Here is a 13,663-nt window from a genome sequence, read left to right as displayed (position 1 = left end):
GGTCTGCGGCGCGGGCGCCGGCTCGGGAGCGGGCGTCGGGGCCGGCTGCCGGGCCTTCTCGGCCTCGGACGCGATGACCTGGTCCATGGCCTGGTCAATGGTCTTGTGGGCCGTGATGCCCGGCTGGTCGCCCCAGCCGTTCTTCACGGCCTGCTGCTGGCCGCCCAGCTTCTCCACCGCGCGCCAGTCCTGTTCGAACAGGCGCTGGTTCACGATGCCAATCTCGTACTGGCCCACCGCGGCGGGACGGGGCGGAGGACCGTTCGGCTGGGCCTCCTCCATGGTGACGACCTGGATGCGCCAGGCCCACACGGCGCCCACGAAGAAGAGGACCATGGCGCCAACACCGACGCCCACGACCTTCCCCATGACGATGTGGTCTTCCTCGGCCGCGACGCCATGCGCACCGACGATGACCCGCGACTCGATTTCGGACTGGGTCTTCTTCATGGCTGCACGTACCTCAGGGACTCCGCGATGTAGGGGTCCTTCACCGGCAGCGTGTACCGGCCGCGCGCCCGGAACAGGGCGTAGCCCACCGAGACTCCACCCACGCCCACGAACGCCGTGATGAGCGTCCAGTGGAACGTCGGACCGGCCTCACCGGAGAACGCCGGCCAGATGAGCCAGTACAGGTCCACCGCGTGGATGAGAAGCAGATACACCGCGATGACCGCCAGCAGGCGGGGCTTCTCCTTCAGCGTGCGTGACAGCAGCGTGAAGAAGGGCAGCACGAAGTGCAGCCAGAACAGCGCGATGGACAGGTTGCGCCACGGGCCGAACATGCGCAGGCCGTACCACGGGGCCTCTTCAGGGATGTTGGCGATCCACACGAGGAGGAACTGGGAGAAGGCGATGTAGGCCCAGAACGCCGTGAAGGCGAGCATGAGCTTGCCCAGGTTGTGGTAGTGCGGAATCTTGACCACGCTGCCGTACAGGTCCTTGCCCTGGGCGTTCACCGTGATGAGCATCAGCATGCAGAAGGCGGCCAGGAAGCTGCCCGCGAAGTAGTAGACGCCGTAGATGGTGGACTGCCACATCGGCGTGAGGCTCATCAGCCAGTCGAAGGACGCGAACGTGATGGTCAGCGCCAGGAAGGGCAGGGCGCCGGGGGAGAAGCGGCGCTGCTTGACGGTGAGGTCCAGCCCGCCGGACTCGTCCTGCTTCGTGCTCCAGCCGTACAGGCGCGTGCTCACGAAGATCCACACCGCGAAGTAGATGACCTGGCGGATGCCGAAGAACGTGGGGTTCAGGTAGCCGTGCTGCTTGTGGGCCAGGTGCTCCACCTCCACGCCGTGGATGTTCGCGAACAGGGGCGAACCCGGGAACCAGGGGTAGAGGTACTTCAGCGCCGGGATGAGGCCCAGGAAGAGCACCGCGAAGACGGGCACCGACACGGCCATGGTCTCCATGGCGCGGCGCAGGACGATGAGCCACTTGGCCTTCGCCGTGTGGAAGATGGCCAGCATGATGAGGGCGGCCACGCTGATGCCCACCCAGTAGGTGAAGCCCAGCAGGTAGCTGAAGCTGGTGGCCTCGGGGTTCATGAAGAACCCCACGGCGGTGAGCACGAGGCCCACCACACCCAGGCCGAACGCGGGCACCATCAACTTGGGCGTGCCGGTGTAGCGCTCCATGGCAGTCATCGATTCTCCTGCGGGACGGGCTGCGCCCCGGGGGTGCTGCGGGCGGCCTGCAGCGCGCGCACGTAGGCGACGACGGCCCAGCGCTCACGCGTGTCGAGCTCACCCGAGAAGGACGGCATGATGCCGTAGCCCTCGTTGATGGCGGTGTAGAAGTGACCTGCGGGCTTGTCCGCCAGCTCCAGCAGCGACGGCGGCAGGCGCAGGGCCATGTTCTCCGCGACGATGCTGTTGCCGTCGCCCAGCACGCCGTGGCACTGCGCGCAGACGATGTTGTACTTCTTCTGACCCAGGGCGAGCAGCGGCTTGTCCACCGTCATGGGGACGTTCGTCACCGCGATGCCGTTGGCCCGGCCGGTGCTGATGCCGGGGTTGCCCACGGGGCGCTCGCGCGGAATGGTGCCGGCGGGGGGCACGCGCATGGCGCGGCCGTCCGGCCAGAACTCGGAGGCCTCGTAGTACTCGTACTTGGCCTGGGTCTCCATGCGCTGGAGGAATTCACTGCTGACGTTGCAGCCGGTGAGCGCGGCGAGCCCCGCGGCGGGGATGAGCCACCTCATTCGTTCTCTCCCGAGACGACGGTCACCTGGGTGGCACCCAGGGACTTCAACTGGTTCGTGGTGTCCGTCGCGTCCTGACCCGTGGGGTGGGGCACGCTCAGCCAGTAGCCGTGCGTGGACGCGCTGCGGAAGCCTTCGAACTCGAAGGCGGGGTGATACGGCTGGGGCAGCTTGCTGAGGCCGAGCAGCCCGAAGACGATGCCGAACGCGCAGAAGAGCACGGTCAGCTCGAACGTAATGGGCACCCAGGCCGGGAGGCTCAGCAGCGGACGACCGCCGATGTTGAGCGGGTAGTCGATGGTGTTCATCCACGTCTGCATCGCGAGCGCGGTGACCATGCCGGTGAGCGCGCCACCCAGGGCGATGAAGGGCACCCGCGAAGGGGGCAACCCCAGCGCTTCCGACCCGCCGTGCAGCGGGTACGGAGAATAGGTGTCCATGCCCTGGAAGCCCTTCTCGCGCATCTGCCGGGTGGCATCCACGAGGGCATCCGGCGTGGCGAACTCCGCCAACACCCAGGAATCGAGGACCTTGGCTTCCATGACGCTAGTGCGCTCCGTGCGTGACCGCGGCGGAATCCGTGCCGTGGTGGCCGTTGGCGGCGTGGGCTGCGTGCTTCAGCTCGAGCTGCAGCTCCTTCACCTCGCTCACCGCGACGGCGGGAACGAACTTCAGGAACAGCAGGAACAGGGTACCGAACAGGCCCAGCGTGCCGATGTAGATGGACCAGTCCACCCAGGTGGGGCGGTAGATGTCCCATGACGAGGGCAGGAAGTCCTGGCTCAGCGAGGTGACGATGATGATGAAGCGCTCGCACCACATGCCGATGTTCACGGCGATGGAGGCCACCCACATGATGGGGATGCTGGTGCGGCACTTCTTGAACCAGAAGATGTTCGGGGTGATGACGTTGCAGGCGATCATCAGCCAGTACACGCCAGCGTAGGGGCCGGTGGCGCGGTTCACGTAGAAGGTCCAGATCTCATACTGGTTCTGGGAGAACCAGGCGATGAAGTGCTCCATCATGTACCCGTAGGACACGATGAGGCCCGTCGCGAGGATGACCTTGTTCATGTTCTCCAGGTGGCGGTCGGTGATGACGTCCCGGAGGCCCAGGTACTTGCGAGCGGGCACGATGAGCGTGATGACCATCGCGAAGCCGCTGAACACGGCGCCGGCCACGAAGTAGGGCGGGAAGATGGTCGCGTGCCAGCCGGGGATCTGCGACACGGCGAAGTCGAACGACACGATGGTGTGCACGGACACGACCAGCGGCGTCGAAATGCCGGCGAGCAGCAGGTAGGCGATTTTATAGTTGTGCCAGTGCCGGCCGGAGCCGCGCCAACCCAGGGCGAACAGACCGTAGATGGTGCGCTGCAGCTTCGTCTTGGACGAGTCACGCAGGGCGGCCAGGTCCGGGATGAGGCCCACGAACCAGAAGAGCGCGGAGACCGTGAGGTACGTCGAGATGGCGAACACGTCCCACACCAGCGGCGAGCGGAACTGCGGCCACGCGCCCAGGGTGCTGGGGTAGGGGAACAGCCAGAACGCGAACCAGGGACGGCCCGTGTGGAGCAGCGGGAACAGGCCGGCGCACATGACGGCGAACAGCGTCATGGCTTCCGCGAAGCGGTTGATGCTCGTGCGCCACTTCTGCTGGAAGAGCAGGAGGATGGCGGAGATGAGCGTACCGGCGTGGCCGATACCGACCCACCAGACGAAGTTGACGATGTCGAACGCCCAGCCCACCGGCTGGTTGTTGCCCCACACGCCGATGCCGCGCGCCAGGGTGTAGGTGACGCCGATGACGAGCAGTCCCAGGGCGGCGGACGTGATGCCCAGCATCATGAACCAGCCCTTGCCGGGCTTGCGCCAGACATGGTCCAGCAGCGTCTCATTGAGGGACTTGTCGTCGTGGTGCGGCGCGACGAGGTCCCGGGGCTCGAGCGGGTCGAGCGGGAGTGCGTGAGCGGTCTCGGCCATGACGGTCAGTGACCTCCTTCGTGCGCCGGCTTCGACTCAGCGGGGGCAGTGGCCACGAGGGCGGGGTTGGGGTTGCGCAGACGGATGAGGTGGGCGGTGCGGGGACGGGTGCCCAGCTCGTGCAGCAGCCGGTACGCGCGCTCGTCCTCGTGCAGCTGGGTGACGCGCTGTGCGGGGTCCGCCAGGGAACCGAAGGCGATGGCCTGCGTGGGGCAGGTCTGCTGGCACGCCGTCTGGAGTTCCTTCTCCTGGATGAGGCGCTTCTCCACGCGGGCGTTGATGCGCACGCGCTCAATGCGCTGGACGCAGTACGTGCACTTCTCCATGACGCCGCGGTTGCGCACCGTGACGTCCGGGTTCATCAGCATCTTCTCGGTCGGCGTCTTGCCCTGCGTGTAGTGCAGGTAGTTGAAGCGGCGGACCTTGTAGGGGCAGTTGTTGGAGCAGTACCGCGTGCCGACGCAGCGGTTGTACACCATGTCGTTGAGGCCCTCGTCCGAGTGCACGGTGGCGTTCACCGGGCAGACGTACTCGCAGGGGGCCTTCTCGCAGTGCACGCACGCGACGGGCTGCATGACCATGGCGGGGTTGTTCTCGTCGCCCTCGAAGTAGCGGTCGATGCGCAGCCAGGCCATCTCACGGCCGCGGCTCACCTGCTCCTTGCCGACGACGGGGATGTTGTTCTCCGCCTGGCACGCCACGACGCACGCGTTGCAGCCCGTGCAGCGCGACAGGTCGATGGACATGCCCCACTTGTAGCCCTCGGCGGGCGTCTTGGCGTAGTCGAAGTCGGGCAGGTTGTTCTGCTTGCCCAGCTTGTGTTCGCCCTGAACGCGCTCCAGCACGTGCTCGGTGGCCGTCGACGGGTGCGCCAGCTCGCTGACGGACATGTCGAGCGCCAGCGGACGGCCCTCCATGCGCCAGTGGTACTGGGTGCGGGCGAAGGTGTGGCTGCCGCGGACCTTGGTGAGCTTCGCGCCACCGTCGAACCAGGGGGCGTTCACGCTGCGCAGCAGGTTCGCGTTGAAGCCCACGTCCTTGGCCACCACCTCGTGCAGGCCGGTGCGGCCGTAGCCCAGGGCCACGGTGACGGTGTCGTCCGCGTTGCCGGGGAGGATGGTGACGGGGACCTGCAGCTTGCGGCCGCCGTACTCCAGCTCCGCCAGCTGGCCGCTCTCCAGGCCCAGCTTCTTGGCCGTGGCGGGGCTCAGGATGGCGGCGTTGTCCCAGACGATCTTCGTGATGGGGTCCGGCAGCTCCTGCAGCCACGCGTTGTTCGCGAAGCGGCCGTCGAGCAGCTTGTAGTCGGCGACGAAGTTGATCTCCAGGTCGCCGGAGGCCGGCGGCTGGTACGCGGACACCGTGGTGGCGGCGGCGCCCACGTCGGGCGAGGCCGTCACGGCGGTGGCGACGGTGCCGGGGATGACGCCTTCGGAGACCCAGGTCTCCCAGCGGGTCTCGAAGTCGGCGCGGCCGGCCTCGCCACCCTGCGCCGTCCAGTACTCACGCAGCAACTGGTAGGCGGGGCGGAAGGGCTGGTCGAGGAACAGCGCGTACAGCTCCGCTTCCGGAACGCCGTTGAAGAGCGGCTGGATGAGGGGCTGGGCGATGGACACCGTGCCGTCCACCGCGCGGCCGTCGCTCCAGGTCTCCAACTGGTGCGCCAGGGGCACGAACCAGTCGGCGTGCTTGGAGGTCTCGTCCTCGTAGTGGCCCGCGTACAGGACCGACAGGGCCTTGCGGTTGGCGTTCTGCTTGGGGTCCAGCACCTCCGCCAGGCCCGCGTCCACCGGAAGGGCGTAGAGGGGGTTGGAGGCGGTGATGACCAGCGTGTCCACGCGGCCGGCCTTGATGTCCTCCACCAGGGCGCGGATTTCCGCGAGGCCGGAGGCCTCCGGCGCGGCGGCGGGGACGACCTTCACGGTCGCGCCCACGTTGCCGAGCGCGGCGTTGATGGCCTGGGCCAGCGCGTGCACGGCGGCGGGCTGACGCTCACCGGCGAGGACGACGCTGCGGCCGGCCTTGGACTTGAGGTCCTGGGCCACGGCCTGCACCCACGAGGCGACTTCCGGGCGCAGCGTTCCGCCCTTGGCGGAGGCGGCCAGGGAGCCAGCGGGGCCACCGACGGCCTGCGCCAGCGCGGCGGCGAGCCCGAAGATCTCCTGCGACTTCACGCGCAGGCGATGGTCGGCCATGCCGCCGGTGATCGACATGCGGTGTTCGGCCACGTAGAGGCGGTTGAGCTCGCCGTTCTTCGGGTCGCGGCGGTCGCCGAACTGGCGGGACATGCCCAGGTTCGCCGGGCGGCTCTCCAGGAAGTCCGCGTCCAGCGAGACGATGACGTCCGCGCGGGTCAGGTCGTAGACGGCCTGCACGGGCTGGCCGAACAGGGCGCGGTGCGCGGTGTCGGCGGCTTCATTGGAGATGGGCGCGAAGCTGTGGAACTTCGCGGACGGCAGCTTGCGCTGGATGCGCGCCTTCAGGTCCGCCAGCAGGGGCGAGTTGAGGGGCTCCGTGAGGAAGCGCAGGCGGGCGCCACCGTCGCCGACGGCCTTGGTGCCCACGAGCGAGGAGATGTCCTCGGCGAGCACGCGCAGCGAGCGCGGGTTGTTGCCCTGGCGCAGCACGCGGGCGCGCTGCGGGTCATAGAGCGACAGCAGGAAGGCCTGCTCGAAGATGCCCGCGGCGCCCTGGTTGACGGGGTGCTGGGGGTTGCCCTCGACCTTCACGGGCCGGCCCTCGCGCGCGGTGATCAGCAGGCCGGAGGTGTGGCCGGCGAGCGTCATGCCGGAGGCGTAGTGGAGCGGGTTGCCCGGGGCGATCTCCGGCGGCGTCTTGGTGTACGGCACCATCCGCTCGTCCTGAGGGCGGGTGCTGCACGCGGTGGCGCCGGCCAGGGCGAGCGACGCGCCGAGGATCTGCATGAACTCGCGGCGGGCGAAGCCGGTGGGGGGCAGGTCCGCGCCGACGGGGAACTCCGGGCGGGTCTCCTCCAGGAACTCCGGCGTGGCGAGCTTCTCCTCCAGGCCGAGCCAGTACGTCTTGCCGTACGCGCCTTCCGCCGGGGTGGAGCGGGTGGACGCGTGCTCCAGGGCGACGGCCACGACATCGTCGTGGTCGTGCGCGTGGGGCTTGGCCTCGTTGGTCCCCGAGACGACCGGGAGCGCGAACGACGAGGGGAGGTCCTGCGCGGGCGCGCTGTCAGGCTTGGTGTTCATCGGTGGCATGTGGAGCAGCTCGTGCGCGAGTGAACGTCGTATTCTTGGTAGAGCTTGTCGGCGAGCGCCGCGGCCTCGGCCTTATCCGTCGGAGGAGCCCAGGTCATGCTGGTGATGAACTCCGCGGGGCGGAGGTTGGGCTTCGGGTCGCGGTGGCAGTCCAGGCACCAGCTCATGGTGAGCGGCGCGGCCTGCTCGATGGCGCCCATCTGATCCACGCGGCCGTGGCACGTGGCGCAGCCGACGCCCTTGCCCACGTGGATGGAGTGGTTGAAGTAGACGTAGTCCGGCAGGTTGTGGACGCGGACCCACGGGATGGGCTGGTCGGCGAAGAACGCCTTGCGGACCTCGGTGAGGTACGGGCTCTTGTTCCAGACCTGGGCGTGGCAGGACATGCACACCGTGGTGGAAGGGATGCCCGCCGAAGGAGCCTTCTCTACCGTCCAGTGACAGTAGCGACAGTCGATCTGTTCGTCGCCGGCGTGGTGCCGGTGGTCGAACTCGATGGGCTGTTCCACCGGGTGCGCCTGATTGGTGACGTGCGGCGAGCGCACATAGGCCAGCAGGCCGCCGATGGCGATGGCGGGCACGGCGAGGAGCATCGCGGCCGACAGGCGCGACACCGTATTCGTCCAGCGTGGGAAGAGAGGGCCGCTCATACCAGGACCAGGGGCAAGGGGACTGAAGGCGACATGAAAGCAGGGGTGGACGCGTCACTGCCGTCCGGCGCGGAAGTCGAGGGTGCCATCCCGGCCCCGGTGGACCGGGCGGGCGGTGGCTCCTGGCGCTCAGACGGCAAGGCAGTCACGTCCAACGAACCTCTAGGATGGTGCCGTGGGCGCGGGTCCCTCATGCATTTCCCGACCCAATGCGGCGCGGGACCATCATTCATCGACACGGCAGTGTCAACCATTCTGTGGGGAGTGGGAATACGGAGCGCATAGCACTTCCACGCGAGGTTGCGACAAGTTGCCGCGCGCGGTTGATGAATCCCGCTTCTGGCGATCGGAAGGGGCATTGCGCGTCACGTGTCCGCGCCGGGGATCAATCCCTCTCAGGGTGCGCGCGATACAGGGTGCGACGGCTCGCGCTCCACCGGTCGCGGGCTGAAGCGGGGCTACTCGGAGTCCGGGTCGGCGGGGGGCCGCCAGCGCTCGCGGCGTTTCTGGAGCAGCCGGTCCACCAGATCGCGGGCGCGGGCATCGCGGTGGAAGTTCGCGTCGTGGCGGCTGCCCTTGCCCTGGTTGCAGCGGGCGCAGGCCAGGGCCAGGTTCTCCAACGCGTCCGTGCCGCCCGCGGTCCGGGGGATGATGTGCTCGATGGTGGCGCGGCTGATCGGCTCGCCATCCAGGCCGACGGTGAGGTGGGCATTGCAGTGCAGGCACTTGCCCATCCAGACCTCGGCGCCCCGGTGGGGCACGCGCTCGAAGGTGGCGTCGGTGGCGATGATGCCCAGGACGCGGCGCCGCTTGGCGTGGCTCATGGCGGGACTAGACCTCCACCACGGCGGTGCCCGCGACGGCGAAGACCCGGTCGTTCCGGCCGCGCCGCACGTTGAGCCCACCCGTGAAGGCACTGAACGCGGGCAGGACGCCCACCCCGGGACGCAGGTGGAAGCAGGGCAGACGCAGCCGGTCGCCTCCTCCACCCAACCTCACCATCGGATGAAGGTGACCTGCCCACACGAAGCGCCCGTCCGCGGGTTCGGGGTGGTGGGCGAAGCGGAAGGGACCTTCGTCCAGGGCGTCCTCGCGGTCCTCCATGTGCCAGGTGGGGGGCAGGGTGCGGACGTGGCGGTCGTGATTGCCCCGGATGAGGACCACGTGCAGGTGGGGGTGGGCCTCGCGCCAGGCGGTGACGCGGCGGATGACGTCCTCCGTGAGGCCCTGGCGTGAGTGCACCAGGTCCCCGACGAGCAGCAGGCGGCGGGCCCGGGTGGTGGTGAGCGCGGAGGACAAGCGCGCGAGGTCATCGTCCAGGACGCCCAGGGGGAGGGGGATGCCGTGCTGCTGGAAGGACTCCGTCTTGCCCCAGTGCAGGTCGGCCACCGCGAGCACCCCGGCGTCGGGCCAGTGCAGGGCCCGCTCCGGGAGCAGCTCCACGTCCGCGTCACCTACGCGGGTCTGGCATCGGCCTGGGACCATCGCTCCTTGAGGCGCTCCACCCGCTCCAGCAGGGTCTCATTGGACACGCTGGCGCTGATGCGCTCGATGACCAGCGGGAAGGCCAGCGGCGAGGGCCGGTGGACGGGGACGCATTCGACGGGGTGGGCTTCCAGGCGCTCCAGGGTGCGCGCGAGCCGGCCCTGTTCGAACTGCTGCTCCAGCACTTCGCGGCGCGCCTGACGCAGGAGCAGGTTGTCCGGGTCGTACTTCACGAAGACGTCATAGAGGAGCGCGGCGCTGGCCTGGACCTGTCGCGTGGACTTGCGCGCACCGGGCAGCCCCGGCATCACCAGTCCGGCCACGCGGGCGATGTCGCGGAACTGGCGCCGTGCGAGCTCGCTCAGGTTCACGCTCTCCAGGATGTCGTCCACCAGCCGCTCGCGGGTGAAGAGGGCGGGGCGCAGCGCTTCATCGAAGGGGAAGGGCGTGGGCGTGAGCAGCTCCATCCCGTAGTCGTTCACCGACAGGCTGAAGGTCGCCTTCTGGAGTCGCGTGAGCCGCAGGGCGAGCAGCGCCGCGAGGCCCTCGTGCACCAGCCGTCCCTCGAAGGGATAGAGGAACAGGTGGTAGCCGTCGCGCGTGTGGCAGGTCTCCGCCAGACAGCCTCCGTCGCCGGGGATGCGCGACAGGCGGGCCTGTGCGTCGAGGATGGGCCAGGCGGCGGCGATTTCGTCCCGCGTGACGTCGCCCTGTCGCGCGGCCTCCAGCGTGCGGCGCATCGCGGACGCGAGCGACGTGGAGAGGGGCAGGCGGCTGCCTCCCCAGCGCGGCGTCTGGGTGGCCTTGGCCTTCGCCGGCTTCACGTACGCGGTCATGTCCTTGAAGCGGCTGAACTCCAGGCGACGGCCCGCGAAGAGGAACGTGTCCCCGGGCTTCAGGCGGCTGACGTAGGACTCCTCCACCGTGCCCAGCTTGCCCCCGCTCCAGTAACGCAGTTGCACGGAGGCATCCGAGCTGATGGTGCCGATGTTGAGCCGGTGCAGCCGGGCAAGGCGCACGTCGGGGACCCGGAAGCGGCCTTCAACCTCCACCACGCGGCGGAACTCCGGGTAGGCGCGCAGGGTGGGGCCTCCCTCCCGCACCAGGGCCAGCGTCCATTCGAACTCCTCGTCGGTGAGGGACGCGTAGCTCGTGGCGGTGCGGACTTCGTCTCTCAGGGCCTCGCGGGTGAAGCCTCCTCCCAGCGCGCAGGTGACCAGGTGCTGCGCGAGCACATCCAGCGGCTTGGACAGCGGCGTGCGGGGTTCCACTTCGCGGCGCGCGATGGCGTCCCTGGCGGCGGCCATCTCCACCAGCTCCAGTGCATGTGTTGGCACGAAGAGGATGCGACAGGTGGCGCCGGGACGGTGCGCGCTGCGGCCTGCTCGCTGGAGGGTGCGGCCGATGCCCTTGGGACTTCCTATCTGGATGACCCGCTCCACCGGACCGAAGTCCACGCCCAGGTCCAGCGAGGACGTGCACACGACGAGGCGCAGGCTCCCGTCCTTGAGACCGCCTTCCACCCGCTCGCGCTCATCGCGGTCGATGGAGCCGTGGTGCAGCGCGAGGAGGTGCTCCCATTCAGGGCGCAGGTAGCGCAGGCCTTCGTACCAGCGCTCCGCCTGCGAGCGCGTGTTGGTGAAGAGCAGCGTGGACTGCGCAGGGTCCAACCCGTCCGCCACGCGCGGGAGCATGGTGAAGCCCAGGTGTCCCGCCCACGGGAAGGTGTCCACCTTCTCCGGCAGCAGGGTCTCCACGTCCACCGGGCGCTGGAGCTCCGCGCTCACCAGGGTGGGCTTGCGCTCCATGCCCACGACGGCGCGCGCGGCTTCGTCCAGGTTGGCGAGCGTGGCGGACAGCGCCCAGATGCGCACGCCCGGGGCGAAGTGGCGCAGGCGGGCCAGGGCCAATTCCACCTGCGTGCCCCGCTTGGAGGCGAGCAGTTCGTGCCACTCGTCCACGATGATGGCGCGCAGCGAAGCGAAGTTCTCCGCCGCCTGCTCCTGGGCGATGAGCAGCGACAGCGACTCCGGCGTGGTGATGAGCACCTGCGGCAGCTGCTCACGCTGACGCTGCTTCACGGACGAGGACGTGTCGCCCGTGCGGCTCTCCACATCCAGGTCCGCGTCCAACGCCATCAGCGGTTCGCGCAGGGCCTGCTCGATGTCGCGCGACACCGCTCGCAGCGGCGTGAGGTAGAGGATCTGCAACCCCTTCTGGTCGCGCGCCGCCACGTCCGCCAGCGGGGCCAGATAGGCTGCGTACGTCTTGCCCGCTCCGGTGGGCACGTGGATGAGGCCGCTGTCTCCTCGCGTGTACGCGGCCCAGGCTTCTTCCTGGAAGGCGTAGGGGGTCCAACCCTTCGCCGCGAACCAGTGTCGCAGTTGTTCCATGGGCGGACCCTGGAACGGCGAGGGAGCTCGGGGCGCGGGGCGCTTCTTCGCCCGGCTCTTCGGTGGTTCGGTCTGCTTCTCCGGCGCGAGCTTGCCTCGCATGCGGTTGCGGCGGGGCCTGCTAGTGGGCGGCATGGAGCAGCCCCTTCAACGCGTCGAGCGTGTCCGCGTCCCGGGCCGTCTTGTCCGCACGCCAGCGCGCGATGCGTGGAAAGCGCAGGGCGACGCCCGACTTGTGCCTGGGTGAGGGCGCGATGGCTTCGAAGTGCAGCTCGAACACCTGCTCTGGATCCACCGAGCGCACCGGGCCGAACTTCTCCCGCGTGTGGGCGCGGATCCACCGATCCAACCGGCCAATCTCCTCGTCCGTGAGCCCCGAGTACGCCTTCGTCACCGGCAGCAGGTCCTCGCCGTTCCACACCGCGAAGGTGTAGTCCGTGTACAGCGACGAGCGCCGGCCGTGCCCCGGATGCGCGTAGAGCAACACCGCGTCCACCGTGTACGGATCGATCTTCCACTTCCACCAGTCGCCGCGCTTGCGCCCCGTCTGGTACGCCGAATCCAGGCGTTTGATCATCAGCCCCTCCACGTTGCGCGAGCGGGACTCCTTGCGCAGCTCCGCCAGGGCCTCCCATGAAGGCGCCGTCACGGACGGGGAGATGGGGAAGTGGGGATGGTTCTTGAGCAGGGCCTCCAGCCTCGCGCGGCGCTCGCGCAGGGGCAGGCCGCGCACGTCCTTCCCGTCCTGCTCCAGCAGGTCGTAGACGACGAACGCGGCGGGGGCCTCCGCCAGCACCTTGGGCGTGAGCTTCTGTCTTCCGATGCGGCGCTGGAGCCGCGCGAAGGGCAGGGGGACACCGTCCTCGTAGGCCATCACCTCGCCGTCGAGCACCGTGCCTTCGGGCAGGGCGCGGGCGGCTTCGGTGATTTCGGGGAAGCGCTCGGTGAGGAGCTCCTCGCCGCGACTCCAAAGGAACACCTCGCCCTGGCGCCGGATGAGCTGGCCCCGGATGCCGTCCCACTTCCATTCGACGAGCCAGTCACCCAATTCGCCCAGCGACTCCGCCGGCTGCTCCAGGGGCGAGGCGAGGTAGTACGGATACGGGCGCGACACGTGCCCGTCCGTGATGTCCGGGGCTACGAGCTGCGCGAAGAACTCCGGCGTGGGCTTCCATGTGCCCATCAGCCGGTGTGCCACGCTGGGCGCGGGCAGGCCCGTCACCTGCGCGATGGCGCGCACCACCAGCGTGTTGGACACGCCCACGCGCAGCTCTCCGGTGAGCATCTTGTTGAGGAGGAACAGCTCGCGGCGGGGCATGGACTTCCACCACCCCACCACGCGCTCGCGCTGCTCCGGTGCCTCCAGCCCGCGCAGGGGCAACAGGCGCTCCTCCAACCACCGGGAGAGGGGAAGCTCCTCGGCGTGCTCGGGCGGAAGGTTCGCTCCGTCGAGCAGCAGCGCGATGACCTCCGCGAGGTCTCCCACCGATGCGTAGACCTCGTCGAAGAGCCAGTCGGAGATGCCGGTCAGCTCCTGCGTCCAGCCCACCAGCAGCTTCGACGTGAGCAGGCGCTTGAGCTTCTGGCCCGTGAGGAAGAACAGGCCCCAGGCCGCGTCCTCGGGCGGTGTTTCACGGAAGTAGCGCGCCATCGCATCCACCTTGGCGTTGGTGGACGTCGTCTGGTCGAGCGTGTCGTAGAGATCCGCCAGTCGGCGCACGC

Annotated in this window: 11 protein-coding genes; all 11 read right to left on the bottom strand. The window is 68.9% G+C overall.

Features of this window, described 5'->3' with window-relative positions; all coding sequences use genetic code 11:
* Positions 1 to 450, bottom strand: a 450-nt coding sequence (locus D7Y13_RS08030; protein ID WP_120630652.1) for a hypothetical protein, incomplete at its 3' end; no start/stop codon positions are given.
* Positions 447 to 1,646 carry a hypothetical protein gene (locus D7Y13_RS08025; RefSeq protein ID WP_120538197.1) on the bottom strand — a complete coding sequence of 400 codons (1,200 nt, stop codon included), beginning with the start codon at positions 1,644 to 1,646 and terminating at the stop codon, positions 447 to 449. The genes D7Y13_RS08030 and D7Y13_RS08025, both read right to left, overlap by 4 nt.
* Positions 1,643 to 2,203 carry a c-type cytochrome gene (locus D7Y13_RS08020; protein ID WP_120538198.1) on the bottom strand — a complete coding sequence of 187 codons (561 nt, stop codon included), beginning with the start codon at positions 2,201 to 2,203 and terminating at the stop codon, positions 1,643 to 1,645. The genes D7Y13_RS08025 and D7Y13_RS08020 overlap by 4 nt, the downstream gene beginning before the upstream one ends.
* Positions 2,200 to 2,745, bottom strand: coding sequence for a DUF3341 domain-containing protein (locus tag D7Y13_RS08015; protein ID WP_120538199.1), 546 nt, complete (start codon positions 2,743 to 2,745; stop codon positions 2,200 to 2,202). Before D7Y13_RS08015 ends, D7Y13_RS08020 begins: the two co-directional genes overlap by 4 nt.
* 4 nt (positions 2,746 to 2,749) lie before the next feature.
* Positions 2,750 to 4,186, bottom strand: a complete 1,437-nt coding sequence (gene nrfD, locus D7Y13_RS08010; protein ID WP_120538200.1) for an NrfD/PsrC family molybdoenzyme membrane anchor subunit — start codon at positions 4,184 to 4,186, stop codon at positions 2,750 to 2,752.
* Between the two features lie 5 nt (positions 4,187 to 4,191).
* The gene (locus D7Y13_RS08005; protein ID WP_120584977.1) at positions 4,192 to 7,404 is read right to left on the bottom strand and encodes a TAT-variant-translocated molybdopterin oxidoreductase; all 3,213 of its coding nucleotides are present in this window, start codon (positions 7,402 to 7,404) and stop codon (positions 4,192 to 4,194) included.
* Entirely contained in the window at positions 7,401 to 8,063 is a 663-nt protein-coding gene (locus D7Y13_RS08000; protein WP_120536539.1) for a cytochrome c3 family protein, read from the bottom strand. Before D7Y13_RS08000 ends, D7Y13_RS08005 begins: the two co-directional genes overlap by 4 nt.
* 458 nt (positions 8,064 to 8,521) lie before the next feature.
* Positions 8,522 to 8,887 carry an HNH endonuclease gene (locus D7Y13_RS07995; RefSeq protein WP_120536538.1) on the bottom strand — a complete coding sequence of 122 codons (366 nt, stop codon included), beginning with the start codon at positions 8,885 to 8,887 and terminating at the stop codon, positions 8,522 to 8,524.
* A 7-nt stretch (positions 8,888 to 8,894) separates the two neighbouring features.
* Positions 8,895 to 9,548 carry a ligase-associated DNA damage response endonuclease PdeM gene (pdeM, locus tag D7Y13_RS07990; protein WP_120536537.1) on the bottom strand — a complete coding sequence of 218 codons (654 nt, stop codon included), beginning with the start codon at positions 9,546 to 9,548 and terminating at the stop codon, positions 8,895 to 8,897.
* Complete coding sequence (locus D7Y13_RS07985) at positions 9,518 to 12,076, bottom strand: ligase-associated DNA damage response DEXH box helicase (RefSeq protein WP_199732878.1); 2,559 nt, start codon at positions 12,074 to 12,076, stop codon at positions 9,518 to 9,520. The genes pdeM and D7Y13_RS07985 overlap by 31 nt, the downstream gene beginning before the upstream one ends.
* Positions 12,063 to 13,661, bottom strand: a complete 1,599-nt coding sequence (locus D7Y13_RS07980; protein ID WP_120584975.1) for an ATP-dependent DNA ligase — start codon at positions 13,659 to 13,661, stop codon at positions 12,063 to 12,065. The genes D7Y13_RS07985 and D7Y13_RS07980 overlap by 14 nt, the downstream gene beginning before the upstream one ends.
* Between the last annotated feature and the right edge of the window lie 2 nt (positions 13,662 to 13,663).

The organism is Corallococcus praedator (genome assembly GCF_003612125.1).
GTDB lineage: Bacteria > Myxococcota > Myxococcia > Myxococcales > Myxococcaceae > Corallococcus > Corallococcus praedator.
The sequence above is the reverse complement of the archived record's forward strand: the minus strand, read 5'-3'. Positions and strand labels throughout refer to the sequence as shown.